Origin of the sequence: Aeromonas sp. FDAARGOS 1408, from assembly GCF_019048665.1 — a bacterium.
Classification (GTDB): Bacteria; Pseudomonadota; Gammaproteobacteria; order Enterobacterales; family Aeromonadaceae; genus Aeromonas; species Aeromonas dhakensis.
Map to the genome: position 1 here is coordinate 1,387,416 of NZ_CP077394.1, position 25,162 is coordinate 1,412,577.

The window sequence follows — 25,162 nt, forward strand, 5'->3', positions numbered from 1 at the left end:
CCGTTTTGTTGTTGCGCCTTGCCGAGCACTTGAGCTGAGCATCTGAGGCTTACTGCAACGGCTTGCCCTTGAGCAGCTTGCGTACCCAGTAGCGGGCCGGATGGAGCGCCTCCAGCAGATCGGCGGCCAGCGGCAGCGGATCGCCGCAGATCTCGCTGGCGAGCAGCTCGCCGCAAAGGGGGGCCGAGCACAGACCCCGTGAGCCGAGCGCCCCCAGCACATAGAGACCGGGGTAGAGGGGCAATGGACTCTGCTGATCAACGGGCGCCTTCAGATTGTGATCCGCCAGCGCCGCCAGTCTGGCGACCGGCCCCGCCACCGGCAGATGATCCCGGCTGGCACTGCGCACGCCGACCCGGGCCTGGTTGCCGCTCACGTCCACCTCGGCAGGCCAGCGCTGTTGCGGCAGGCAGGCCTGCAGGCGCGCCTGGTTCTGGGCCTGCTCGTCGGCGCGAAACGCGAGGTCGGTCTGGTTGCGGCCATAGCTGGCGCCGATGCAGTATTGGCCTTCGTTGGCTGGGGTGAGGTAGCCGTCATAACAGAGCACGGTATTGAGCCGGCTCAGGCTGGCGGTGGTGGGCACATGGCTCACCTGGCCGCGCACCGGATAGAGCGGCAACTCGGCAAAGGGGATGAGCGCCGGCAACTGGTGTCCGGCGGCCACCACCAGGGTGGGGCTCTGCCAGTGGCGCCCGTCACAGCTTTCAACTTGCCAGCCATCCGCCTGTTCGGTCACGGTCGTGATCTGTGTATTGAAGAGTACCTCAAGCAGTCCGCCGGCCTGCGCCTCCTTGATGGCGGCGCGGGTCAGATCGGCTGGGCAGAGCCAGCCCCCCAGCGGATAGCTGACGCCGCCGTGGCCGCAAGGCAGGCCGACCACCTGCTCAACCTCTGGCTCGGAAAGCGGGTGCATCAGCTCGGGCGGGAAGGGGCCTTGCGCCATCTTGGTCAGCTTGGCGGCGGACTTGTCGTTATAACCGAGCTGGGTGACGCCGCACAGGGAAAAGGCGACGGGATGGCGCTCGGCCAGGGCCAGCAGTCGACTTCTGGCAAAGCCGAAGGCCAGCGAATAGAAGCGCGACAGGGCATCGTGCTCACCGTTGAGCAGCGGATAGAGCGCCCCTTGGCGATTGCCGGAGGCGCCGCCGGCCGGCTCGTCATCCTGGCACAAGAGGGTGACCTTGCGGCCCCGCTCCACCAGCGAGAGCGCCGTCATGGCCGAGGCGATGCCACCGCCAATGATCAGTACTTCTCCCGCCCGCCCGGCCGGACGGGCATAGCAGGGGGCTATGGTCTGCTGCGGCAGCTTGTCTGCGCGCTCGCCCGCCAGCATTTCCCGCTTGCTGCCGTGCCCTTTCACCTTCTGCATGGCAAAGCCGGCGGCAATCAGGCCGCGGCGCACGAAACCGGCACAGGTAAAGGTGGCGATGGTCGCCTGGGGACGAGCGAGACGGGCCAGCCCGTCGAACAGATCCTGGGTCCACATCTCGGGGTTCTTGGCCGGCGAGAAGCCATCCAGATACCAGGCATCCACCAGCCCCGTTGCCGGGTGGGGCACCTGGGGCAGCATCTCCTTGATGTCGCCAAGCCAGAGATCGAGTCGGATGCGGCCGCCGGCAAAGATGAGGCGATGACAGCCGCAGGCCGGCAGCGGCCACTGGGCAATCAGATCCTGGCTCAGGTGGGCAAGCTCGGGCCAGGCCGCCAGCGCCTTGCGCAGATCGGCCTGGGTGAGCGGGTACTTTTCGAAACTGATGAAGTGCAGCCGGGAACCGTTGCCGGTTTGGGGCGCCTGTTCCAGAAAGGCGGCCATTGTCGCCAGAAAGTTAAGACCTGTGCCGAAACCTGTCTCACCTATCACGAAAATGTCACTATCGTGGTGCGAAAATCGCGCTGGCAGCCGATTTTGCTGCAAAAAGACGTAGCGGGTTTCACTTAGACCGTTATCATTGGAAAAGTACACATCCCCGAACTCACTGGAGACTGGAGTTCCCGCTTCATTCCAGTCCAATCGGGCATGATGTAAGGATGTTTGACTCACGTTTTCCTCAGCTCGCGTCACAAAATCGCGGGCATTCTACGTGAAAGCAGACCAGTTTGGCAGCCGAAAGCGGGTAGACTCGGTGCCAGTTTTTCCAGACGAGATGAATTAATGAGAAGAGCAGTGATCACCGGTATCGGCGTCATCTCCAGTATCGGCAACAACAAGGAAGAAGTGCTGGCCTCCCTGAAAGCAGGCAAATCTGGCATCACCTATTCCGAGCAGTTCGAGCAGCACAACCTGCGCAGCCGTGTCTGGGGTAACATCAAACTCGATCCGTCTGAACTGATCGACCGTAAAGTCATGCGTTTCATGGGGGACGCTGCGGCCTACGCCTACCTCTCCATGCAGCAGGCCATTGAAGATGCCGGCCTGGCGGAAGACCAGGTCTCCAACGAGCGTACCGGCCTGGTGGTCGGTTCGGGTGGTGCTTCCGGCAAGAACACCTCCGAGTCTGTGGACATCGCTCGCGAGAAAGGGGTCAAGCGTGTGGGTCCCTACATGGTGCCGCGCACCATGTCCTCCACCACCTCTGCTTGCCTGGCGACCCCGTTCCAGATCAAGGGCGTGAACTACTCCATCAGCTCCGCCTGCGCGACCTCCGCTCACTGCATCGGTCACGCCATGGAGCTGATCCAGCTTGGCAAACAGGATGTGGTCTTCGCCGGTGGCGGTGAAGAACTGGACTGGTCTTCTACCATCCAGTTTGACGCCATGGGCGCGCTGTCTACCAAATACAACGACACACCGGAAAAGGCGTCCCGTACCTATGATGCGAACCGCGATGGTTTCGTCATCTCAGGTGGCGGCGGCATCCTGGTGATCGAAGAGCTGGAGCACGCGCTGGCTCGTGGTGCTCACATCTATGCCGAGCTGACCGGCTACGGCGCCACTTCCGACGGTTACGACATGGTCGCCCCGAGCGGTGAAGGCGCGGTGCGCTGCATGAAGATGGCGATGCAAGGTGTTGGCAAGGTTGACTACATCAACACCCACGGCACCTCCACCCCGGTCGGTGATACCAAAGAGCTGGAAGCTATCCAGACCCTGTTTGGTGCCAACGGTCCCAAGATCTCTGCCACCAAGGCGATGACCGGCCATGCGCTGGGCGCCGCTGGCGTGCACGAGGCTGTCTACTCCCTGCTGATGATGGAACACGGCTTCATCGCCCCCAGCATCAACATCGAGACCCTGGACGAGAAGGCTGAAGGTCTGCCCATCGTGCGTGAGTATGAAGAGGCTGAGCTCAACACCGTCATGTCCAACAGCTTCGGCTTTGGCGGTACCAACGCCTCCCTGGTGTTCAGCAAGTACAAGGCTTGATGAGCCCGTCATGAGTTGCAAAAAAGGCGCCGCAAGGCGCCTTTTTTATTGGGTGTTCGTCAAGCCCGCGCCTGCAGCGGCAGTCGCATGTAGGTGGCGCCCTCGCCATATTCGGCCAGGGATTTCTGGGTGCTGGCAGGCTTGAACCCCTGCTTTCGCCAGAAGGCTGGCGCATCCTGTACCGCCACCAGACCGGCGTGCTCGAACCCTTCGTCGGTGGCAAACGCGAGGGCGGTGGCGAGCAGACGCTGGCCGATCCCCTTGCCGCGAGCCTGTCTGGAGACGGCGAGATCATGCAGATAGAACTCGTCGTTGCCGGCCAGGCGCTGCATGGACACGGAGAGGGGCGGTGGTTGGTGGGCGCGCCAAGGGTGGCAGAGCAGGTAACCCAGTACCTGGCCCTGATATTCGGCGACCCAGCAGCAGTCGGGCGCCAGTTCGGCCTTGTTGCTCATGACGTCGATGGGTTCAGGATCCAGCTGGTGATAACACTCGTCCTGAATGGCCATGATGGCGGGCCAGTCGTTGGCCCGGGTCGTGCGGATCTTGATCATAGTGACAGGGCATGACTGCCCGAAAACGCTGATTAAATAGTGAATGCGTCAGCCAGCCTACCAGAAGCGGGTCACCAACTGAACAGGCATCTTCAAATGATGCCTTTTTTGATCAGCGCGCCGCCTGTTTGCTGACGACCTTGATGAGCTGGTAGCGCAGGGAAGGGGCATCTGCCGGCACATCGGTGAGCTGCTCCTTGCTGACGCTCAGCTGGTAGCGGTAGCCGGGCTCGAACTGGAAGCCTTCGATCTGCTGATAAAACAGGGTCCAGGGCTGCTGCTCGTCGCTGCGCACCTGCATGCACTGCATGGGGCCGACACCGACGCAGTGCACCAGCTGACTGTTGACGTAGAGGGTCTCGCCGGCGGTCGGGGCAGGGGCGCTCTGGCAGGCGCTGAGCAGCAGGGCGGCACCGGCGCTGATGAATAATGGTCTCATGATGGACTCCTTGGCTAAAAGGGGGGCATTAGAGCGGCAAATGAAAAGGCGGTCAATGACCGCCTTTGTAACAAAAAAACTGAAACCCGTGACTCAACGCTGGTCGAGCGGGGTGAACTCGCGCTGCGGCTGACCGGTGTAGAGCTGGCGCGGACGGCCAATCTTCTGATCCGGATCCGAGTGCATTTCGTTCCAGTGGGCAATCCAGCCGATGGTACGAGAGATGGCGAAGATCACGGTGAACATGGACATGGGGATGCCGATGGCCTTCATGATGATGCCGGAGTAGAAGTCCACGTTCGGGTAGAGCTTCTTCTCGATGAAGTAGGGGTCGGACAGCGCGATGCGTTCCAGCTCCATGGCCACGTCCAGCAGCGGATCCTTGATCTGCAGCTCGGTCAGTACCTCGTGACAGGTTTCGCGCATCACGGTGGCACGGGGGTCGTGGTTCTTGTAGACCCGGTGACCGAAGCCCATCAGACGGAACGGATCGTTCTTGTCCTTGGCCTTGGCGATGTACTCGGGGATGCGATCCACGGAGCCGATCTCCTCGAGCATCTTGAGGCAGGCTTCGTTGGCACCGCCGTGGGCCGGTCCCCACAGGGAGGCGATCCCCGCGGCGATACAGGCAAACGGGTTGGCACCGGAGGAGCCAGCCAGACGCACGGTGGAGGTGGAGGCGTTCTGCTCGTGGTCCGCATGCAGGGTGAAGATGCGGTCCATGGCGCGCTCGACGATGGGGTTGACCTTGTACTCTTCGGTCGGCACGCCAAACATCATGTGCAGGAAGTTGCCGGCATAGGAGAGGGCGTTGCGCGGCTGCATGAACGGCTGGCCGATGGAGTACTTGTAGCACATGGCGGCCAGGGTCGGCATCTTGGAGAGCAGACGGAAGGCGCAGATCTCGCGGTGCTCTTCGTTGTTGATGTCGAGGGCATCGTGATAGAAGGCGGAAAGCGCGCTGACCACGCCGCACATGACGGCCATGGGGTGAGCGTCGCGGCGGAAGCCGCGGAAGAAGAAGGCGATCTGCTCATGCACCATGGTGTGGCGGGTGACCAGACGTTCGAATTCCGTGTATTGCGCCTTGGTGGGCGCCTCGCCGTACAGCAGGATGTAGCAGACTTCGAGGTAGCTGGCCTGGGTGGCCAACTGGGCGATGGGGTAACCACGGTGCAGCAAGACACCCTGATCGCCATCTATGTAAGTGATGGATGATTTGCAAGAACCGGTGGCCATGAAACCGGGGTCGAAGGTGAAGTACCCTTGCGCGCCCAGCTTTCTGACATCGATCACGTCGGGTCCGACAGTTCCTGACAGGATCGGGAGTTCTACCGGGTCTTTGCCGGGCAGATGTAGGGTGGCTATCTTATCAGCCATAGCACGTCTCCTTTGCTCTTTTATAATTTGATTCCAGCTCTACTTTATTACGAGTTTGATGACGCTGGCAAAGGTTCTGACCCGTACCAGGGCGGCTGGAGCGCCTTATTTGAAACAGAGTTCAGGTCTGTTGTCAATTTTGCTGGATGATCATTAATGTTTTGTTAAATCAGTTGTGAGATCTGGTTTACGGTTTTGGGTTTTCTTTGTAGCTAATTGATTGTCATTGGTTAAGCCCGCCGATATACTGCGCCTCGTGGGTGATGGCTGTCGGTGTTTGAAACGCTTTCGCAAAGCCAGATGTGATATTGAAAATGTCGTTTTTGGCTTTCCCGAGTTGTTTTGGTAACAAAAACCTAACAAATGCCACTCCGTGCCCTCATAAGCGTTAAAAAACAATAACTAACGTGCTCAATGGAGCTGAGTGGGCAAAGCCGTGAAAAATAAACAGAGACCTGTAAACCTCGACCTACAGACGATCAGCTTTCCTGTCACCGCCATCGCTTCCATCTTGCATCGTGTCTCAGGGGTCATCACCTTTGTGGCGCTCTCAATCTTGCTGTGGATGCTTGGTACTTCACTCGCCTCTCCCGAAGGATTTGAGACCGTGGTGTCCATCATGGACAACTTCCTGGTCAAATTCGTGCTGTGGGGGATCCTGACCGCGCTGGCTTACCACATTGTGGGCGGGCTGCGTCACCTGGTCATGGACATGGGCTATTGGGAAGAGCTGGAATCCGGTAATCAAAGTGCCCGTGTGGCCTTCGTGATCACTGCGATTTTGGCGGTATTGGCGGGGGTTCTGGTATGGTAACCAATTCTGCAACATTCGGGCGCAGCGGTGTTCACGATTACATCCTGATCCGCGCCACCGCCCTCATCATGACCTGTTATGTCCTCTATCTGGTGGGTTTCGTTGCGTTCAACGACATCACCTACGAGGTGTGGACCGGTTTCTTCGCGAAAACCTTCACCAAGGTGTTCACCCTGTTGGCGCTGCTGTGTGTGCTGATCCATGCCTGGATCGGTCTGTGGCAGGTGCTGACCGACTATATCAAGCCGGTCGGGCTGCGCGGTGCGCTGCAGTTTGCACTGGTGGTGGTGCTGTTTGTCTATCTGATGACGGGTTTCGTCGTGCTGTGGGGTGTGTAAGGTGACTATTCCAACTCGTGAATTTGATGCGGTCGTGATCGGCGCCGGTGGTGCCGGCATGCGCGCCGCGCTGCAGATTGCCCAATCCGGCAAGAGCTGCGCACTGCTTTCCAAGGTTTTCCCGACTCGTTCCCACACGGTTTCCGCCCAGGGCGGCATCACGGTTGCGCTGGGCAACGCCCACGACGACAACTGGCAGTGGCACATGTATGACACCGTGAAAGGCTCCGATTACATCGGTGATCAGGAAGCCATCGAGTACATGTGCAAGACAGGCCCCGAGGCCGTCTATGAGCTGGAGAACATGGGTCTGCCCTTCTCCCGCTTCGACAACGGCCGCGTCTACCAGCGTCCGTTTGGCGGTCAGTCCAAGAACTTCGGTGGCGAGCAGGCTGCCCGTACCGCGGCGGCTGCCGACCGTACCGGCCACGCCCTGCTGCACACCCTGTATCAGCAAAACGTCAAGAACAAGACCACCGTCTTCTCAGAGTGGTATGCGCTGGATCTGGTGAAGAACCAGGACGGCCACATCGTCGGCTGTACCGCCATCGACATGGAGAGCGGTGAAGTTGTCTACTTCAAGGCCAAGGCCACCGTGCTTGCCACTGGCGGCGCCGGTCGCATCTACCAGTCCACCACCAACGCCCACATCAACACCGGTGACGGTGTCGGCATGGCGCTGCGTGCCGGGGTCGGCGTGCAGGACATGGAGTTCTGGCAGTTCCACCCCACCGGCATCGCCGGGGCAGGGGTACTGGTGACCGAAGGTTGCCGCGGTGAAGGCGGCTACCTGCTGAACAAAGACGGCGAGCGCTTCATGGAGCGTTATGCGCCGAACGCCAAGGACCTGGCCGGTCGCGACGTGGTGGCCCGTTCCATCATGATCGAGATCCGCGAAGGCCGTGGCTGCGACGGTCCCTGGGGCCCGCACATCAAGCTCAAGCTGGATCACCTCGGCAAAGAGGTACTGGAATCCCGTCTGCCGGGCATCTGCGAGCTCTCTCGCACCTTCGCCCACGTGGATCCGGTCAAGGAACCCATCCCCATCATCCCGACCTGCCACTACATGATGGGCGGCGTGCCGACCAGCGTGAACGGCCAGTGCCTGACCCAGGACAAGGACGGCAATGACGTGCCGGTGGTCGGTCTGTTCGCGGTGGGCGAGATCGCCTGCGTCTCCGTGCACGGCGCCAACCGTCTGGGCGGCAACTCCCTGCTGGATCTGGTGGTGTTCGGTCGTGCCGCCGGCATACACCTGGTGGAGACCCTGGGCTCGATGGAGCACGGCGTGGAAGCCACCGAAGCCGACATCGCCAAGGCGCTCGAGCGCCTCAACCGCTGGGAAAGCAACCGTAACGGTGAAGACCCGGCCCAGATCCGCAAGGATCTGCAGCGCTGCATGCAGAACAACTTCTCCGTGTTCCGCGAAGGGGATGCCATGGCGGAAGGGCTGGCCGAGCTGAAACTCATCCGCGAGCGCCTCAAGAACGCCCGTCTGGACGACACCTCCAGAGAGTTCAACACCCAGCGCATCGAGTGCCTGGAGCTGGACAACCTGATGGAGACCGCCTATGCCACCGCGGTGGCCGCCAACTTCCGTACCGAGAGCCGGGGCGCCCATAGCCGCTTCGATTTCCCGGAGCGTGACGATGAGAGCTGGCTGTGCCACAGCCTCTATCATCCGGACACCGAGTCCATGACCCGTCGCGCTGTCAACATGTCACCCAAGACCCGTGAGGCGTTCCCGCCCAAGGTCCGGACTTACTGATTGCGGAGCCAAGCACAATGAACGTCACATTCTCTGTCTACAGATACAATCCGGATGTTGATAACGTCCCCCATATGAAGGAATATCGTCTTGATATTCCTGAAGGTTCCGACATGATGGTGCTCGACGCACTGATCCAGTTGAAAGAGCTGGATCCCACGCTCGCCTTCCGCCGCTCCTGCCGCGAAGGGGTCTGTGGATCAGACGGTCTCAACATGAATGGCAAGAACGGTCTTGCCTGCATCACCCCGCTCTCCGATCTGCTGAAGAAGGGCAATAACGTCGTTATCCGCCCCTTGCCAGGCCTGCCGGTGATCCGCGATCTGGTGATCGACATGACCCAGTTCTACACCCAGTGGGAGAAGGTCAAACCCTTCCTCATCAACGACGAAAAATTGCCGCCCGTGCGTGAGCACCTGCAATCCCCCGAAGAGCGCGCCAAGCTGGATGGCCTGTACGAGTGCATACTCTGTGCCTGCTGCTCCACCTCTTGCCCCTCCTTCTGGTGGAACCCGGACAAGTTCATCGGCCCGGCCGGGCTGCTCGCCGCCTACCGCTGGCTGGCGGACAGCCGCGACACCGCCGCGACCGAGCGACTGGGTAATCTGGATGACGCCTTCAGTGTGTTCCGTTGCCACGGCATCATGAACTGCGTGAACGTCTGTCCCAAGGGATTGAACCCGACCAAGGCCATCGGCCACATCAAGTCGATGCTGCTCAACCGGGCTGTTTGATATCAGGGCCAGGGCGTCACGCGCCAGGCCCGACCTCTGGATAGCCATCCAGCCTGGATGGCTATTTGACCCCTACAAGCTGCGCTGCAGTGAACAAGATGTACAAGGGATAGAAATGCATAACGGCGTGATGAAGGCCTGGTTGGAGTCATCTCACCTGGCTGGTGCGAATGCAAGCTATATCGAGGATTTGTACGAATCCTTCCTGGAAGACCCCGAATCCGTAGCCGAAGAGTGGCGCAGCCTGTTTAGCTCGCTGCCCCAGGTCAATGGCCATGCGATAGAACAACCCCATTCCCGGGTCCGCGATTATTTCCGTCGCCTGGCCAAGGAGCCCTCCCGTTACAGTGCCCCCGTCTCCGATCCGCAAGTGGATGCCAAGCAGGTGCGGGTACTGCAGCTGATCAACGCCTTCCGCTTCCGCGGCCATCAAAACGCCAATCTGGATCCGCTCGGCCTGTGGGCGCGTGAAACCGTTGCCGAACTGGACCCTGCGTTTCACAACCTGCAAGGCGCGGACATGGAGGCCACCTTCAACGTGGGCTCCTACGCCATCGGTCGCGAGACCATGGTGCTCTCCGATCTCTATGCCTCGCTGAAGAAGACCTACTGCGGCAGCATAGGCGCCGACTACATGCACCTCACCTCCACCGAGGAGAAACGCTGGCTGCAAGACAGGCTCGAGTCCATCGAAGGGAAGGGGAGCTATACCCTCGAAGAGAAGACCCGCTTCCTCGAGAGCCTGACCGCTGCCGAAGGGCTGGAAAAATATCTGGGCGCCAAGTTCCCGGGGGCCAAGCGTTTCTCCTTGGAAGGGGGCGATGCCATGGTTCCCATGCTCAAAGAATTGATCCGCCGCGCCGGTGAGCAGGGCTGCAAAGAGGCCGTCATCGGCATGGCCCACCGTGGTCGCCTCAACGTGCTGATCAACGTGCTGGGCAAGCGCGCCCAGGACCTGTTCGACGAGTTTGCCGGCAAGCACGGCGAATCTTGGGGCACGGGTGACGTGAAGTACCACATGGGCTTCTCGTCCGACTTCGCCACTCCGGGCGGCAACGTCCACCTGGCGCTCGCCTTCAACCCGTCTCACCTCGAGATCGTCAACCCCGTGGTCATCGGCTCCGTGCGTGCCCGCATGGACCGCCGCGGTGACAAGGACGGCTCGACCGTGCTGCCCATCACCATCCACGGTGACTCGGCCATGGCCGGTCAGGGCGTGGTGGCCGAGACCTTCAACATGTCCCAGACCCGTGCCTACGGCGTCGGCGGGACGGTGCGCATCGTCATCAACAACCAGGTGGGCTTCACCACCTCCTATATTCGTGACCTGCGCTCCACCGAATATTGCACCGACATCGCCAAGGCGGTGCAGGCTCCCGTATTGCACGTCAACGGTGATGATCCGGAAGCCGTGGTGCTGGTGACCCAGATTGCGCTGGATTACCGCAACACCTTCAAGCGCGACGTGGTGATCGAGCTGGTCTGCTACCGTCGTCACGGTCACAACGAGGCCGATGAGCCGAGCGCCACCCAGCCGCTGATGTACCAGAAGATCAAGCAGCACCCGACCCCGCGCAAGATCTACGCCGATCAGCTGGTGGCGGATGGCGTCATCAGCCAGGAGCTGGCCACTACCCTGGTCAACGAGTATCGCGACACCCTGGATCGCGGTGAGCGGGTGAGCAAGGAGTGGCGCCCGATGGAGCTGCACTCCGTCGACTGGACCCCCTACCTGGGCCACGACTGGGCCATGCCTTATGACAGCACTGTGCCGATGGATCATCTGAAAGCCCTCGGCGAGCGGGTGAGCCAGTATCCGACCACCCACGTGTTGCAGCGCCAGGTCGAGAAGATCTACGAAGACCGCCGCCTGATGGCCGCCGGCGAGAAGCTGGTGGACTGGGGCTTTGCCGAGACCCTGGCCTACGCCACCCTGGTGGACAAGGGTTCCCGCATCCGCTTCACCGGGGAAGACTCCGGCCGCGGCACCTTCTTCCACCGCCACGCCGTGCTGCACAACCAGACCGATGCCAGCACCTACACCCCGCTGTGCAACCTGCACGACAAGCAAGGCCCGTTCGAGGTGTACGACTCCGTGCTGACCGAGAACGCGGTACTGGCGTTTGAATATGGCTACGCCAGCGCAGAGCCGGCCGGCCTCACCATCTGGGAAGCCCAGTTCGGCGACTTCGCCAACTGCGCCCAGGTCGTGGTCGACCAGTTCCTCTCCTCCGGCGAGCAGAAGTGGGGCCGGATGTGCGGCCTGACCATGTTGCTGCCGCACGGTTACGAAGGGCAGGGCCCGGAGCACTCCTCCGCCCGTCTGGAGCGCTATCTGCAGATGTGCGCCCAGCACAACATGCAGGTGTGTGTGCCGTCCAACCCGGCCCAGGTATTCCACATGCTGCGCCGTCAGGTAGTGCGTCCGATGCGCCGTCCGCTCATCGTGATGACGCCCAAATCCCTGCTGCGCCACCCGCTGGCGGTGAGCAAGCTCGAAGAGCTGGCCGAAGGCACCTTCCAGAACGCCATCGGCGAGATCGATGCGCTGGATCCGAAGGGCGTCAAGCGCGTGGTGTTCTGCTCCGGCAAGGTCTACTACGACCTGCTCGATGCCCGTCGCAAGGCCGAGCAGCAAGATGTGGCGCTGGTGCGGATCGAGCAGCTCTACCCCTTCCCGGAAGAGGAAGTGCGCGCCATCCTGGCCGACTACAGCCATGTCACCGACTTCGTCTGGTGTCAGGAAGAGCCGCAGAACCAGGGCGCCTGGTACTGCACCCGTCATCACTACGACAGCGTGCTGCCAAGCCATGCCCGTCTGCGTTATGCCGGTCGCCCGGCCTCGGCCTCGCCGGCCGTCGGTTACATGTCCGTCCACGCCAAGCAGCAAAAAGCCCTGGTGGAAGACGCACTTACCCTGGAATAACGAGTTGTGAAGGAGAGGGCGCTCCCCGGGAGCGTCCTCTTCGACCAAGAACAAGCCCGCTGGCCAAGAAGTAAACAAGGAACTGATTAGATGACTATCGAGATCAAAGTACCGGACCTGCCGGAATCAGTGGCGGATGCCACCATCGCGACCTGGCACAAGAAGCCGGGTGATCTGGTTGCCCGTGACGAAGTGCTGGTTGACATCGAGACCGACAAGGTCGTGCTGGAGGTGCCGGCGCCGGAAGCCGGCGTGCTGGGCGACATCCTGCAAAGCGAAGGGGCCACCGTGCTCTCCCGCCAGCTGATCGCCATGCTCAAGCCTGCCCCGGTGGCCGGTGAAGAGACCAAGGAGAAGCCAGTGGAAGCGGTAGCCGATGACGCCGCCGATGGCCTGAGCCCCTCCGTGCGCCGCCTGGTGGCCGAGCATGACATCGACGTTGCCAAGCTGACCGGTACCGGCAAGGGCGGTCGCGTCACCAAGGAAGACGTGGAAGCCTTCATCAAGGGGGGCAACAAGCCCGCCGCCGCGCCGGTTGCCGCTGCGGCTCCGGCTGCGCCGGTCGCCCCGCTGGCCGGTCGCACTGAAAAACGCGTGCCCATGACCCGTCTGCGCAAGCGTATCGCCGAGCGTCTGCTGGAGGCCAAGAACACCACCGCCATGCTGACCACCTTCAACGAGATCAACATGGCGCCCATCATGAAGCTGCGCAAGCAGTACGGCGAGATCTTCGAGAAGAAGCACGGCATCAAGCTCGGTTTCATGTCCTTCTACGTGAAGGCGGTAGTGGAATCCCTCAAGCGCTACCCGGAAGTGAACGCGGCGCTGGACGGTGACGACATCGTCTACCACAACTACTTCGACGTCAGCATCGCCGTCTCCACCCCCCGTGGTCTGGTGACTCCGGTGCTGCGTGACTGCGACAGCATGAGCCTGGCCGACATCGAGAAGGCCATCAAGGATCTGGCCGGCAAGGGCCGTGACGGCAAGCTGACCGTGGACGAACTGACCGGCGGCAACTTCACCATCACCAACGGTGGCGTGTTCGGCTCCCTGATGTCCACCCCGATCATCAACCCGCCCCAGAGCGCCATTCTGGGCATGCACAAGATCCAGGACCGCCCCATGGCCGTCGACGGCAAGGTCGAAATCCTGCCGATGATGTACCTGGCGCTCTCCTACGATCACCGCATCATCGACGGCCGCGAGTCGGTGGGCTTCCTGGTCTCCATCAAGGAGCTGCTGGAAGATCCGACCCGTCTGCTGCTGGACGTCTAAGGAAATCGGCCGGAGTGGCAAGCCTGTGGGCTTGCCAAGCTGCGCCACAAGCTTGCCGCCGGGCCTGTTGCCCGGCGGCAAGCAGGGGCCCTCGCGGCCCTGACGGAACGTCTGAGTGAAAGTGAAATTAGAAAGATAACGAGGGGCCACCCTGGCCTCTTTCACAGGGGATTGAGAAACACGAGCCCCGGACGGAAATACCTACAACACGGATAGAGCATCTATGAATCTGCATGAATATCAGGCAAAACAGCTGTTTGCCGAGTATGGCCTGCCGGTCTCCGAAGGTTATGCCTGTGCCACCCCGCAGGAAGCGGCCGAAGCGGCCGACAAGATTGGCGGCAATACCTGGGTCGTCAAGTGCCAGGTCCACGCCGGTGGCCGCGGTAAAGCGGGCGGCGTCAAGCTGGCCAAGAGCAAGGACGAGATCCGCGCCTTCGCCCAGAACTGGCTCGGCAAGAACCTGGTGACCTATCAGACTGACGCCAACGGTCAGCCGGTTACCAAGATCCTGGTGGAATCTTGCACCGACATCGCCAAGGAGCTCTACCTGGGCGCCGTGGTTGACCGTGGTTCTCGCCGCGTGGTCTTCATGGCCTCTACCGAAGGTGGCGTGGAGATCGAGAAAGTCGCCCACGAAACCCCGGAACTCATTCACAAAGCCGCCATCGATCCGCTGGTAGGCCCGCAGCCTTATCAAGCCCGCGAGCTGGCCTTCAAACTGGGTCTGGTCGGCGATCAGATCAAGCAGTTCACCAAGATCTTCATGGGTCTGGGCCAGATGTTCCTGGACTGCGACTTCGCCCTGCTGGAAATCAACCCGCTGGTCATCACCGACAAGGGCAACCTGCACTGCCTGGACGGCAAGATCAACATCGACGCCAACGCCCTGTACCGCCAGCCGAAGCTGCGCGAGATGCATGACCCGTCCCAGGATGACCCCCGTGAAGCGCACGCCGCCCAGTGGGAGCTGAACTATGTGGCCCTCGATGGCAACATCGGCTGCATGGTCAACGGCGCGGGTCTGGCCATGGGCACCATGGACATCGTCAACCTGCACGGCGGCTCACCGGCCAACTTCCTGGACGTCGGCGGCGGCGCCACCAAGGAGCGCGTGACCGAGGCGTTCAAGATCATCCTGTCCGACAGCAAGGTACAAGCCGTGCTGGTCAACATCTTCGGTGGCATCGTGCGCTGCGACATGATCGCGGAAGGCATCATAGGCGCCGTGAAGGAAGTGGGGGTGAAAGTGCCCGTGGTGGTGCGTCTGGAAGGCAACAACGCCGAACTGGGTGCCCGTAAACTGGCCGACAGCGGCCTCAATATCATCGCCGCAACGAGTCTGACTGACGCAGCTCAGCAAGTGGTAAAAGCAGCGGAGGCCAAATAATGAGCGTTCTGATCAACAAAGACACCAAGGTGATCTGCCAGGGCTTTACCGGCGGTCAGGGCACTTTCCACTCCGAACAGGCCATTGCCTACGGTACCCAGATGGTCGGCGGCGTCTCCCCGGGCAAGGGTGGCACCACTCACCTGGGCCTGCCGGTGTTCAACACCGTCCGTGACGCCGTGGAAGCCACCGGCGCTACTGCCTCCGTCATCTATGTACCGGCCCCGTTCTGCAAGGACGCCATCCTGGAAGCCATCGATGCCGGCATCAAGCTCATCGTCACCATCACCGAAGGCATCCCGACCCTGGACATGCTGGACGTCAAGGTGAAGCTGCAGGAAACCGGCGTGCGGATGATCGGCCCCAACTGCCCGGGCGTCATCACCCCGGGTGAGTGCAAGATCGGCATCATGCCCGGCCACATCCACAAGCCGGGCAAGGTGGGCATCGTCTCCCGCTCCGGCACCCTGACCTACGAAGCGGTCAAGCAGACCACGGACGAGGGCTTCGGCCAGTCCACCTGCGTCGGTATCGGTGGCGACCCCATCCCGGGCTCCAACTTCATCGACATCCTGGAGATGTTCCAGAACGATCCGCAGACTGAAGCCATCGTGATGATCGGCGAGATCGGCGGCAACGCCGAGGAAGACGCGGCGGCCTATATCAAGGCCCACGTCACCAAGCCGGTGGTCTCCTACATTGCGGGCGTCACCGCTCCGGCTGGCAAGCGCATGGGTCATGCGGGCGCCATCATCGCCGGTGGTAAAGGCACCGCGGCCGAGAAATTTGCCGCCCTGGAAGATGCCGGCGTGAAAACCGTGCGCTCCCTGGCCGATATCGGCAAGGCCCTGCGTGAAGTAACCGGCTGGTAAGTTAGCCTGTTATCTCGGATAGTAAAATGCCGCCCTTTGGGGCGGTATTTTTATGAGCATATTAAAACACATTTTATATACAACTAGATCTTGGAGTATTCTCAAAGTAGGATATGGTACATTCAGTCTGATACCATGTTTTTATTTTAGTGAGTTGTATTATTTATGATTAAACTATTTGACACAAATCAAAGTAAAACTGTACTTGCTAAGTTCAGACAAAGAATAGATGGCTTAATCCCCTTGAATGATTTCGATAAACAGCGAAATAGTCTGATTCGTTTAGTAATTAATGCCATGGATAAGAACCCTGATGAATGGAACAGCTTTTGTCAAATAAATATAAAGTGGATTGGTGATCAATTCATTAGTCGATTGGCAGATAAAGATGAGCTAAGTAAAGAGCATTTGGATGACATTTGTTCAATGTGTTTCCGGTTTCTTTTTGAATTGTATCTCTCAACTAAAAGTGACTTGTCTTTTGAGTTCGAAAGAGCTAGAAGATTTGTATTTAATAATATTGGGTTGTTTGAAGAGTCAGCTAGAGAGCAAATTGAGTTCGCAATACGCGATATGCCAATAACTATTTTTAAGGCTGTTGCAAACAGTGACGAGATTGACTCACTTAAAAATTTTGATGCTGTTGCGGGGAAGGCTAAGCAACTTAAAGAAGAATGGGATAAAGATTTAAGTGAAAGAGAGCGCCGAGTAAAGTCAATTGAGGATTCTCTGTCTAGATATGAAAATGCATATAATTTTGTTGGTTTGTATCAAGGCTTTGATGATTTATCAAAAGAGAAGATGCGTGAACGCGATGGGATTCTTGTTTGGCTTAAGCTGCTATCATTGGTTATAGTTTTACCGATAACCGCTGAGCTTATATTTATCTATGTCAATATTGATAATTTATCTGTCATCAGAGATGGCCTACTGGTATCAATTTTTCCTACAATATCTTTAGTCGCAATATCTATATATTATTTCAGAGTCCTTCTCTTTAATTATAAATCGGTTAAGTCACAGTTATTGCAAATTGATCTTAGAAAGACATTGTGTCGATTTATACAAAGTTATTCTAGTTATGCTAGTGAAATAAAAAGCAAAGATGCTGATGCTTTGGAGCGATTTGAAAGAGTTATTTTCTCCGGAATAGTAACGGAGGATGGTAATTTACCATCTACATTTGATGGGGTCGAGCAAATAAGTAAGCTCATAAACTCTGTCAAAGCATAGATTGTACAGTCGTAGATATGATATTTTTAATTGTGGAATGTATCGAGGAGATAAGGATGGATATCGATAAAGACAGTCTTAAAGATGCTGTTTTGAAAAGTCATTACACTTCAGCCATTCAGTCTATTGAAAAACATGGAAGATATTGGTTTTCTGATACTCGACCAGCAGCATCTATGTTAGAAGACCTTTTACAAAAGGCTAAAAAAGATGTAATTTTAATTGATTTCCCACCGGTTTGGGAGTCTGTTATATGTCTTGTAGATAGTTATGACAGAGATTCACTTTTAGAAATCGCATACCAACGTCATGAACTGCTCGAAAAAGGAATAGATGTGGTTGAACTGCCTGTATGAAGTATTCTTCATGCAAATTCACACCTAGTTGTTTCGAATAAAGAAACGTATTCGGACGTTCGGGGGATTAGTATGCCACTGCTATGGCCTACGGACAGAATCCAACGGGCCAAGATTGTTACGCTGCTGCAACCGTATTGGCCAACAGTGTCTTACTGATGAGTCAATACTGCCGTCGTTTGGGGTAGCAAGCTGGCCACGCTGGTTGCTAATGCTCCTCCGAGCCGGGTTAAAGGGGCAAGCTGAATCCGTGTTCAACCAAGACCATTTGCCCTTGCGCAGCTTCCCTCTCTGTCAGGTCTGACAATAACGCCGTGCCATAAAAATGCCGGCTCAGGGGTCGGCATTTCGCTGGTAAAGGCACTGGGCTGGCGGCATCTCCGCTTCGCTCGTAGTTGATAGCCAGCCTTACCGCCTGAGCCTTATTGGATTGGGTAAATCGGTCTTGCTGCATACAGACGATGCGAGTGACTTTGATATCGTAAATCTGCTCCAGGGTACCGGCAGGGAGTTCATAGGCGAAACCTCCGCCAACCTTGAAAAATCGGGCCATAGGGCGTATAACCACGCGCTTGTCAGTGTATTGAGTGAGCCTATCTTCATGCAGCAAAACGCGCAGCAAACAGAACCCGTGCAGAACGCCCCATTTTGGCAGGCGAAGAGCCTGCAGCAGATGACCATGACGGAGTGGGAGTCCCTGTGCGACGGCTGCGGCAAGTGCTGCCTGAACAAGCTGATCGACGAGGACACCGAGGAGCTGGTGTTCACCAACGTGGCCTGCAACCTGCTCAATACCAAGACCTGCCAGTGCTCCGACTACGGCAACCGCTTTAAGAAAGAGCCGGACTGCCTGCAGATCACCCACGACAAGATTGCCGAATATGACTGGCTGCCGTCGACTTGCGCCTACCGCCTACTGGCGGAGGGGCAGAGCCTGCCAGAGTGGCATCCGCTTATCACCGGCAGCCGCAGCGCCATGCACCAGGCCGGCCAGTCGGTGCGCGGCAAGGTGGTGCACGAGGTGGATGCCGGCGACTGGATCGATCACATCATTACCTGGGCCAGCTAACGCCAGCCTGTCTATCGGGTCAGCTGCGAGCCGTACCAACTGCGAAGGGGCAGGGGAGTCATCACTCTCCTGCCCCTTCGGCTTTCTGGCTCCTTCCTCAGCGCTGCGAAGGCGTCTATTTGTCCGCCTTGCCCGCCGCATCGGCAAGTTTGGCCAGTTGTTTGTCATACCAGGCCACCGGGCGGTTTTCATCTTCCGCCCGCTCCTTGCGCCGGATGGCATTGCGCACCGCCATGGCCCCCAGCCAGCGAAACGGCTCCGGTGGGAAATAGCCGCGCGGGCCGCTTACCAGGGCGCAGTCACGCCACGGTTTGTCCTCCTCCCGTACTTCATCTCTCACCAGGGCCGCCAGGATCTGGCCGCCGATCCAGCTCTGGGCCACCCCGTTGCCGGAATAGCCGAGGCCATAGACCACGTTGGGCTGCCCTCGCCAGTGGCCGAAGAAGGGGAGGCCATCCACCGAGCGGTCGGAGGCGCCGCACCAGCTGGCGGCAATGGGCACCTCTGCAAGGGCCGGAAAGAAGCGGCGCAGGGTGCGGGTGAGGGGGGCAAGATAACGGCTGGGGGCATCGAACTCGGCCAGATGGCGGTTGGCAAAGGCAAAGGTGTTGCCCCCCTTGCCCAGCATCAGCCGCCCTTGCGGAGTGGAGCGGTAGTAGTGGACAAAAGTGCGGCCATCCACCACGGAGCGGCCGTGCGCAAGCTGCTGGGCGGCAAGCGCCTGTGGTGCCGGCTCGGTGATCACCATATCGGAGGAGACCAGCACGATACTGCGGCGAAACTCGCGAAAGTGCGCCGCCATGGCGCTGTTGAGGGCCAGCACCACCTTGCGGGCGTGAACGATGGCCTCTGGCGTCTGCACCCGGGCAGGCTGGCCCCCTTCGAGGCGCTGCATGGGGGAGCGTTCATAGACCTCGACCCCCAGCTCTCGCGCCACCCGCAGCAGGCCGCGCACCAGCAGTGCCGGTTGCACCGAGCCCGCGTGGGGGTTGTAGAACCCCTCCAGATGGACGTGGGAGCCGCTCTGGTTTGCCAGTTAACCCTCCTCAATCGCCTGCCACTGGTTAAGGCCGGCTTGTGTGAGCTCCCGCAATACCGGCTCCATCAGGCCGCGCTGGGCCTCGCTGGTGGCGGTGTAGCAAGTGCCCTCGACCCTCAGCTGTGCCTCAATATTGTGCTGTTCGCAGAAACGGGCGATCTCGTGCACCGCCTGCTCGGAGGTGCGTACCAGCCAGGCGGCCTGCTCTTCGCCAAAGAGGCGCTTTAACGTCAAATACTTGGCCGACCAGGTGAGCAGGCAGCCGCCGTTGCGACCCGACGCGCCGCTGCCGCAGCGATCTTTCTCCAGCACCAGGATGCGTAAGGCAGGCTCGGCCTGTTTAAGGGCGATGGCGCTCCACAGCCCGGTAAAGCCGCCACCGACGACACAGACATCGACCTCGTGGTGGCCGACTAGGGGCGTGGGCGGCGCGGGCTGTTCGGCGGCGAGCGCTTCGGCCAGCCAGAAGGGGAGAGTGGACATGATGACTCCTCAACAAGGTTATGGATGGCGCCAGCGCTGGGTGCGGGCCAACAGGGCGCGGCTCAAAAAGAGCTGGAGCAGTTTGACGGTGGCGGCGGCCAGCAGGATCAGGGTGGCCATGGCGGCGGCCGCGGCGGTATCGCCGGAGTCCTCCATGTTGAGCACGGCGATGGAGGCGAGCACGCTGTCGCTCGAATAGAGGAAGATCACCGCAGAGGTGGTGGTCATGGCATTGACGAACAGATAGATGAAGATCTCCAGCAGCGCCGGCAGGGAGGCGGGCAGGGTGACGCGCCAGAACGCCTTCCAGAGCGGGATTCGCAATGAGATGGCCACCAGCTCCAGCTCTTTGGGCAGCTGCTTGAGGCTGGTCACCGCCGTCATATGGCCCACTGTGTAGTAGTGGATGACGCAGGAGAGCACCATTAACGGCAGGCTGCCGTAGAGGCTGCCAAAGAGCGGATTGCCGTTGAAAAAGAAGATATAACCCAGCCCCAGCACCATGCCGGGCACCGCCAGCGACAGCATGGCGAGCAGATGCAGTAACTGGCGCAGCCATGCAAAGTGGCGTCCCTTCTCCTGCGCCCAGGCCAGCACCATCACCAGCACTGTGCCCGCGATGGCGGTAAAAAGACCCAGCTGCAAGGTGTTGGTAAAGGGCTGCCAGCCATAGACGCTGTTGCTGTCAAAGGCGTAGTGATCCAGCGTCAGCCCGAGGTTGTAGGGCCAGAACTGCACCAGGGAGCCGTAAACGGCCATGCCCACCAGCGCCAGAAACAGCAGGCCCCAGAGAGTACACCAGCCGAGCGCCAGCAGATCCCGCAGCCGATGGGGTTTGGGGCAATAGGGCACCGCCTTGGTGCTGCTCTGTTCCTGCATCTTGCTGCGCACCCTGTGCTCCAGGGCAAAGCTCAAGAGTGCCGGCAGCAGCAGGGTGACGCTGGCAACGGCACCGAGGGAGAAGTTCTGCATCCCGATCACCTGCCGGTAGATATCGGTGGCCAGCACGCTGTACTGGCCGCCAATCACCTTGGCCACCCCGAAGTCGCAGATGGTGAGGGTGAACACCGCGATGGCTGCGCTGAGCAGGCCATAGCGGGCGGTGGGCAGGGTGACGGTGACAAAGGTGCGCCAGCCGCTGCTGCCCAGCACCCGGGAGGCTTCATAGAGGCGGGCGTCGCTCTGACCGAGCGCCGTGATAAGGATCATCAGGGCGTGGGGGAAGCACCAGAAGCCAAGGCCAATGACGATACCGATGGGGCCGTAGATGCTCTCGCCGCCGAGCAGCCCCTTGGCGATCCCCTGATTGCCAAACCAGTAGACCAGACTGATGGCGGGCAGCAGGGAGGGCATCAAGAGCGGGATCAAACCAATGAGGCGAAACAGCCCCTTGCCCGGCATGCAGGTGCGGGTGAGGGCATATGCGTAACCAAAGGCGATGGTTACCACCAGCGCGGTGATCAGCACCCCGAGCCAGAGGGTGTTGCCAATGGTGCGCCCCAGATGAGGGGAGTCGAAATAGGCGCTGAAGTTGGCAAGCCCTACCCAGAGCCCGTTCTCATCCTGCAGGCTCTTTTGCAGCATGGTGAGCAGCGGTAGCAAGAGGCCCCCCACCAGCAGGGCGATGCCAAGCAAAAGCAGGATCAGCTGCAGCAGTTGATCCCGGCTCCAGCCGCGACAAAGCCGCTGCCAGTGGGAGTCTTGGCGGGCTGTCGCTGGTGGCAGCAGAGAGGAGGTCGCAAGGGGGGCTGTCATGGGCGCTCTCCTTCAAACAGCTGCATCGCTCCGGCGGGCCAGTGCAGCGAGCAGCGCATGCCGCTGCGCCAGCCCCCCTGCTCGTGGCGGGGCAGCTCGTGGGTCGGGCGCTCCACCAGAATTTGCTGCGGGCCCAGATAGGTGTCGGCGGTGCAGATAAGGCGCTGGGCGGCGCCGAGAAACTCCACCTGATCGATGGTTGCCTCAACGCCATGTTGTCCAAGATAGGGCTCGCTCGGCGCACTCAGGGTGATCGCCTCGGGGCGGATCGCCACCTGCAATTTACTGCCGGCCGTGGCCCGGTTGGTGAGTGGCAACGGTTGATCGTTAAGGCGCACCTGAGTGGGGCTCAGCACCAGGGTGTCGAGGAAGTTCATGGTGCCGACAAAGCTTGCCACGAAGCGGCTGGCAGGCTGGTGGTAGATCTCCTGCGGGGTGCCCACCTGCACGATGCGGCCGCTATCCATCACCACGATGCGATCGGCCATGGTCAGCGCCTCTTCCTGATCGTGGGTCACCATGATGGTGGTGATGCCAAGGCGCTGCTGCAGGGCGCGGATCTCGCTGCGAAGGTGGGTGCGCACCAGCGCATCCAGCGCACTGAGCGGTTCGTCCAGCAGCAACAGACCGGGGGAGAGGGCCAGTGCCCGGGCCAGCGCCACCCGCTGCTGCTGACCGCCGGAGATCTGGCTCGGGTATTTGTGGGACTGGGCCGTGAGATCCACCAGCCCCAGCCAGTGAGCGACCCGCTCCTTGATGAGATCCCGCGCCAGCCCCTGATTCTCAAGGCCGAAGGCGATGTTCTGGGCCACCGTCAGGTTGGGGAAGAGGGCGTAGGACTGAAACACGATGCCAAAATCGCGCTGCTGGGGCGGCAGCTGGGAGATATTGCGCCCCCCTTGCCAGATCTCGCCGCTGTCCGGCAGATCCAGCCCGGCGATGGCTCTGAGCAGGGTGGTCTTGCCGCAGCCGGAGGGGCCAAGAAAGCAGATAAACTCCCCCGGCTCAATGGTCAGAGAGATCCCCTTGAGGGACTGAAAAGTCCCAAACTGCTTGTTGAGGTGTTGAATGTTCAGATAAGGCTGGGTCATGGTGCGACTCGCTACTGATTTGGTATATACCAGTTTGCGGGCAAAGTGTGACGGTCAGGTGATCTAGGGATGACGGCTTGATGACAGTTAGATGACGATGGGTAGCCAGCAGCTAGCTTGGCCGCGTGTGGATGGGGGCGCCACCCATTGAGGACGACACAAACACGGGGGCGATGCCAAAAAACGAAGGCCAACCTGGGTTGGCCTTCGGCAATGGATCTGTCGGCGGCGATTTACAGCCATCGCACAAACCTGCCCTCAACAGGATTACTGCTTGGCTTCGGTCTTGCCGTCGAAGCTGGCGCTCCACTGGGCCAGGATGGTGTTGCGCTCGCGGGCAGCCCAGCCAAAGTCGTTGTCGATCATCTGGCCCTTGATGTTGGCGGGATAGCCGGCTCTGGGCTTGGCCACATCCGGAATGGCAACCACGGCGAACGACTTGTTGTAGAGGGCGTTGGCCTGTTCGGTGGCGGCAAAGTCGAGCAGCTGTTTGGCGGCATCCAGCTTGGAGGTGCCCTTGATGATGGCGGCAGCTTCCATGTCCCAGCCCGAACCCTCTCTCGGGAACACCACCTCGATGGGGGCCCCCTTGGCCTTGAGGCTGGTGGCCGGGAAGTCGAAGGAGATACCGATCACCGTCTCGCCGCTGGCGGCCAGCTTGCAGGGGGCTGAGCCCGAGTGGGTGTAACGGTCGATGTTCTGGTGCAGGCCGTTCATGAATTGCCAGCCCTGCTTCTCGCCCATGGTCTGCAGCCAGCCAGCGACGCTCAGGTAACCGGTGCCGGAGGAGCTGGGGTTGGGCATGATCACCTTGCCCTTGTAGATGGGCTTGGTGAGGTCGGCCCAGCTGGTGGGGGCCGGGATCCCCTGTTTCTCCGCCTCTACCTTGTTGAAGCAGATGGCGCTGAAGAAGGCGTCCAGACCGATCCAGTGCGGCTCGGCCTTGCTGTCGCGAAAGCGGCTGTCGAGCTTATCCAGTCCTTTCGGTGCATAGGCATTGAGCATCTGCTGCTGATCGAGCTGCATCAGGCTGGTGGCGGCCAGTCCCCATACCACATCCGCTTTGGGCTGGGCTTTTTCTGCAAGCAAGCGGGCGGTGACCACGCCGGTGGAGTCACGCACCCACTTGATGTTGATATCCGGATGCTGGCGCTCGAACGCGGTTTTCAGCTCGCTGAGCTGCTCCGGTTCGAAGGCGGTATAGACGGTGAGATCGGTTGCGGCCAGTGCCGGGGTGGTCATGGCAGCCAGCACGGCGGCGGCCAGCAGATGGGTTCCCTGTTTCATCCTCTTCTCCATATAAGTTGGCTTGGTATAAACCAGATTGGTCGAGAGAGAGGCTAGGGGAACTTTATGACGTGACCGTGACAGCCCCGTGACGTTTTGCCGTCCCTGATTTATCCGTGACTAATCCTGGGTATCCACCTCTATCTCCAGACTGTCGTGGCGCCAGTACTCCAGATCGAAGTCGAGCACCCGGCCGTGCTGATCGAAGTTGAGTCGCTCAAGGCGCAGGGCGGGCAGACCGGCGGTGGCCCCCAGCGCCTTGGCCACTTCGTCCGGCAGGGCGGTGGGGAAGAAGCGCACCTGCATGCGGGCATAGTGGAGATCGTAATGGGCCTGGTAGATCTCGGTCAGACTGCCGTTGAGATCCAGCTCTAGCAGGCCGGGCACCCGCTCTGGCAGGCAGTGGTTCTCGCAGTAACAGATGGCGCGCCCGTTGGCATAGCGCAGCCGTTTGAGCAGAAACAGGCTGTCGAACGGCTTGAGCTGCAACTGTGCCATCAACGCGGGCGGCACTGCCTGGCGGCTTTTCTCCAGCAGCTCGGTGCGCGGCTCGCCCCCTTGCTCACGTACTATCTGGTGAAAGTTGGAGGTGCGTCTGGGGTTCAAGCGAAAGCGCGGCGGGGTGACAAACCAGCCGCGGCGATCCTCCCGATAGATAAGGCCGTTTGCCTCCAGCTGCACCAGCGCCTCGCGGATGGTGACCCTTGTGGTGCCATAGAGTTCCCCCAGCAGTCGCTCGGAGGGGAGCTTGTCGTTGGGGGCCAGCCCCCCCGCCAGGATCTGGTTGGCGAGGGCATCCTTGATCTGCAGGTATTGGGGTTTGCTCATGAAAATCCCTGGTTTTGCAATAAGTTGTGCAATGAGTTGGGCAATGGGCTGGGCGCAGGGCTGGTCATCAGCCCGACCGTTAAACGACGAAATAAAAACATGTTGGTAGATACCAGCATCGCCCCTGCTGTTCAGGCTTCCTAGATTATCGCGATCCCGGCGCT

20 protein-coding genes and 1 pseudogene are annotated in these 25,162 nt (G+C 59.9%); 12 read left to right on the plus strand and 9 right to left on the minus strand.

Annotation, left to right across the window (positions count from 1 at the left end; genetic code table 11):
- Positions 1-49 precede the first annotated feature (49 nt).
- Complete coding sequence (gene mnmC, locus I6L38_RS06625) at positions 50-2,062, minus strand: bifunctional tRNA (5-methylaminomethyl-2-thiouridine)(34)-methyltransferase MnmD/FAD-dependent 5-carboxymethylaminomethyl-2-thiouridine(34) oxidoreductase MnmC (protein WP_196249031.1); 2,013 nt, start codon at positions 2,060-2,062, stop codon at positions 50-52.
- 90 nt (positions 2,063-2,152) lie between these two features.
- Between mnmC and fabB the strand changes: the two genes are divergently transcribed.
- Positions 2,153-3,364, plus strand: a complete 1,212-nt coding sequence (gene fabB / locus I6L38_RS06630) for a beta-ketoacyl-ACP synthase I (protein WP_054545032.1) — start codon at positions 2,153-2,155, stop codon at positions 3,362-3,364.
- 59 nt (positions 3,365-3,423) lie between these two features.
- Here fabB and I6L38_RS06635 read toward each other — a convergent pair whose 3' ends face one another.
- The 3 genes from I6L38_RS06635 to I6L38_RS06645 all read right to left on the minus strand — a co-directional run bounded on the left by I6L38_RS06635 (position 3,424) and on the right by I6L38_RS06645 (position 5,737).
- Positions 3,424-3,918, minus strand: coding sequence for a GNAT family N-acetyltransferase (locus tag I6L38_RS06635; protein WP_005300196.1), 495 nt, complete (start codon positions 3,916-3,918; stop codon positions 3,424-3,426).
- A gap of 112 nt (positions 3,919-4,030) precedes the next feature.
- On the minus strand, positions 4,031-4,357 hold the full coding sequence (locus I6L38_RS06640; protein ID WP_005300200.1) for a DUF4377 domain-containing protein: 327 nt from the start codon (positions 4,355-4,357) through the stop codon (positions 4,031-4,033).
- Between the two features lie 93 nt (positions 4,358-4,450).
- Positions 4,451-5,737: a citrate synthase gene (locus tag I6L38_RS06645; RefSeq protein ID WP_005300205.1), complete on the minus strand. Its 1,287-nt coding sequence runs from the start codon at positions 5,735-5,737 to the stop codon at positions 4,451-4,453.
- 424 nt (positions 5,738-6,161) lie between these two features.
- On the opposite strand from I6L38_RS06645, the gene sdhC reads away from it, so the two are divergent.
- From sdhC to I6L38_RS06700, 11 genes are all read left to right on the plus strand, one after another.
- Positions 6,162-6,551: a succinate dehydrogenase cytochrome b556 subunit gene (gene sdhC / locus I6L38_RS06650; protein ID WP_005300207.1), complete on the plus strand. Its 390-nt coding sequence runs from the start codon at positions 6,162-6,164 to the stop codon at positions 6,549-6,551.
- A complete protein-coding gene (gene sdhD, locus I6L38_RS06655) occupies positions 6,545-6,889 on the plus strand; it encodes a succinate dehydrogenase, hydrophobic membrane anchor protein (RefSeq protein WP_017782712.1) in 345 nt (114 codons plus the stop codon). Before sdhC ends, sdhD begins: the two co-directional genes overlap by 7 nt.
- A gap of 1 nt (position 6,890) precedes the next feature.
- The gene (gene sdhA / locus I6L38_RS06660; protein WP_216989302.1) at positions 6,891-8,657 is read left to right on the plus strand and encodes a succinate dehydrogenase flavoprotein subunit; all 1,767 of its coding nucleotides are present in this window, start codon (positions 6,891-6,893) and stop codon (positions 8,655-8,657) included.
- 17 nt (positions 8,658-8,674) lie between these two features.
- Positions 8,675-9,391 (plus strand): succinate dehydrogenase iron-sulfur subunit, encoded by a 717-nt coding sequence (locus I6L38_RS06665; protein ID WP_010634177.1) that lies wholly within the window; start codon positions 8,675-8,677, stop codon positions 9,389-9,391.
- A gap of 115 nt (positions 9,392-9,506) precedes the next feature.
- Positions 9,507-12,317 carry a 2-oxoglutarate dehydrogenase E1 component gene (sucA, locus tag I6L38_RS06670; protein WP_216989303.1) on the plus strand — a complete coding sequence of 937 codons (2,811 nt, stop codon included), beginning with the start codon at positions 9,507-9,509 and terminating at the stop codon, positions 12,315-12,317.
- A 90-nt stretch (positions 12,318-12,407) separates the two neighbouring features.
- Complete coding sequence (gene odhB / locus I6L38_RS06675; protein ID WP_005300217.1) at positions 12,408-13,595, plus strand: 2-oxoglutarate dehydrogenase complex dihydrolipoyllysine-residue succinyltransferase; 1,188 nt, start codon at positions 12,408-12,410, stop codon at positions 13,593-13,595.
- A 223-nt stretch (positions 13,596-13,818) separates the two neighbouring features.
- Positions 13,819-14,985, plus strand: a complete 1,167-nt coding sequence (gene sucC / locus I6L38_RS06680) for an ADP-forming succinate--CoA ligase subunit beta (protein ID WP_005300220.1) — start codon at positions 13,819-13,821, stop codon at positions 14,983-14,985.
- Positions 14,985-15,857 carry a succinate--CoA ligase subunit alpha gene (gene sucD, locus I6L38_RS06685; protein ID WP_005300222.1) on the plus strand — a complete coding sequence of 291 codons (873 nt, stop codon included), beginning with the start codon at positions 14,985-14,987 and terminating at the stop codon, positions 15,855-15,857. Before sucC ends, sucD begins: the two co-directional genes overlap by 1 nt.
- 165 nt (positions 15,858-16,022) lie before the next feature.
- Entirely contained in the window at positions 16,023-17,090 is a 1,068-nt protein-coding gene (locus tag I6L38_RS06690) for a hypothetical protein (protein WP_216989304.1), read from the plus strand.
- Positions 17,091-17,146: 56 nt separating this feature from the next.
- Complete coding sequence (locus I6L38_RS06695; RefSeq protein ID WP_216989305.1) at positions 17,147-17,446, plus strand: hypothetical protein; 300 nt, start codon at positions 17,147-17,149, stop codon at positions 17,444-17,446.
- Positions 17,447-18,047: 601 nt separating this feature from the next.
- Positions 18,048-18,515, plus strand: coding sequence for a YcgN family cysteine cluster protein (locus tag I6L38_RS06700; RefSeq protein WP_017787165.1), 468 nt, complete (start codon positions 18,048-18,050; stop codon positions 18,513-18,515).
- Positions 18,516-18,630: 115 nt separating this feature from the next.
- Here the strand turns inward: I6L38_RS06700 and I6L38_RS06705 are convergent.
- The 5 genes and pseudogenes from I6L38_RS06705 to phnR form a co-directional block, all read right to left on the minus strand.
- Positions 18,631-20,037 (minus strand): annotated as a pseudogene (locus I6L38_RS06705) (FAD-dependent oxidoreductase).
- Between the two features lie 18 nt (positions 20,038-20,055).
- Entirely contained in the window at positions 20,056-21,792 is a 1,737-nt protein-coding gene (locus tag I6L38_RS06710) for a putative 2-aminoethylphosphonate ABC transporter permease subunit (protein WP_216989306.1), read from the minus strand.
- Entirely contained in the window at positions 21,789-22,883 is a 1,095-nt protein-coding gene (locus I6L38_RS06715) for a putative 2-aminoethylphosphonate ABC transporter ATP-binding protein (RefSeq protein ID WP_043171589.1), read from the minus strand. The genes I6L38_RS06710 and I6L38_RS06715 overlap by 4 nt, the downstream gene beginning before the upstream one ends.
- Positions 22,884-23,150: 267 nt before the next feature.
- Entirely contained in the window at positions 23,151-24,170 is a 1,020-nt protein-coding gene (locus tag I6L38_RS06720) for a putative 2-aminoethylphosphonate ABC transporter substrate-binding protein (RefSeq protein ID WP_195879158.1), read from the minus strand.
- A 120-nt stretch (positions 24,171-24,290) separates the two neighbouring features.
- Complete coding sequence (phnR, locus tag I6L38_RS06725; protein ID WP_005300236.1) at positions 24,291-24,998, minus strand: phosphonate utilization transcriptional regulator PhnR; 708 nt, start codon at positions 24,996-24,998, stop codon at positions 24,291-24,293.
- Between the last annotated feature and the right edge of the window lie 164 nt (positions 24,999-25,162).

Coding starts and splice junctions, on each gene's coding strand:
- I6L38_RS06700 (WP_017787165.1), top strand. CDS start 18,048: ATGCAGCAAAACGCGCAGCAAACAGAACCCGTGCAGAACGCCCCATTT.
- sucA (WP_216989303.1), top strand. CDS start 9,507: ATGCATAACGGCGTGATGAAGGCCTGGTTGGAGTCATCTCACCTGGCT.
- sucC (WP_005300220.1), top strand. CDS start 13,819: ATGAATCTGCATGAATATCAGGCAAAACAGCTGTTTGCCGAGTATGGC.
- I6L38_RS06640 (WP_005300200.1), bottom strand. CDS start 4,357: ATGAGACCATTATTCATCAGCGCCGGTGCCGCCCTGCTGCTCAGCGCC.
- sucD (WP_005300222.1), top strand. CDS start 14,985: ATGAGCGTTCTGATCAACAAAGACACCAAGGTGATCTGCCAGGGCTTT.
- I6L38_RS06710 (WP_216989306.1), bottom strand. CDS start 21,792: ATGACAGCCCCCCTTGCGACCTCCTCTCTGCTGCCACCAGCGACAGCC.
- odhB (WP_005300217.1), top strand. CDS start 12,408: ATGACTATCGAGATCAAAGTACCGGACCTGCCGGAATCAGTGGCGGAT.
- I6L38_RS06695 (WP_216989305.1), top strand. CDS start 17,147: ATGGATATCGATAAAGACAGTCTTAAAGATGCTGTTTTGAAAAGTCAT.
- I6L38_RS06690 (WP_216989304.1), top strand. CDS start 16,023: ATGATTAAACTATTTGACACAAATCAAAGTAAAACTGTACTTGCTAAG.
- I6L38_RS06665 (WP_010634177.1), top strand. CDS start 8,675: ATGAACGTCACATTCTCTGTCTACAGATACAATCCGGATGTTGATAAC.
- sdhD (WP_017782712.1), top strand. CDS start 6,545: ATGGTAACCAATTCTGCAACATTCGGGCGCAGCGGTGTTCACGATTAC.
- I6L38_RS06645 (WP_005300205.1), bottom strand. CDS start 5,737: ATGGCTGATAAGATAGCCACCCTACATCTGCCCGGCAAAGACCCGGTA.
- phnR (WP_005300236.1), bottom strand. CDS start 24,998: ATGAGCAAACCCCAATACCTGCAGATCAAGGATGCCCTCGCCAACCAG.
- I6L38_RS06720 (WP_195879158.1), bottom strand. CDS start 24,170: ATGAAACAGGGAACCCATCTGCTGGCCGCCGCCGTGCTGGCTGCCATG.
- I6L38_RS06635 (WP_005300196.1), bottom strand. CDS start 3,918: ATGATCAAGATCCGCACGACCCGGGCCAACGACTGGCCCGCCATCATG.
- fabB (WP_054545032.1), top strand. CDS start 2,153: ATGAGAAGAGCAGTGATCACCGGTATCGGCGTCATCTCCAGTATCGGC.
- I6L38_RS06715 (WP_043171589.1), bottom strand. CDS start 22,883: ATGACCCAGCCTTATCTGAACATTCAACACCTCAACAAGCAGTTTGGG.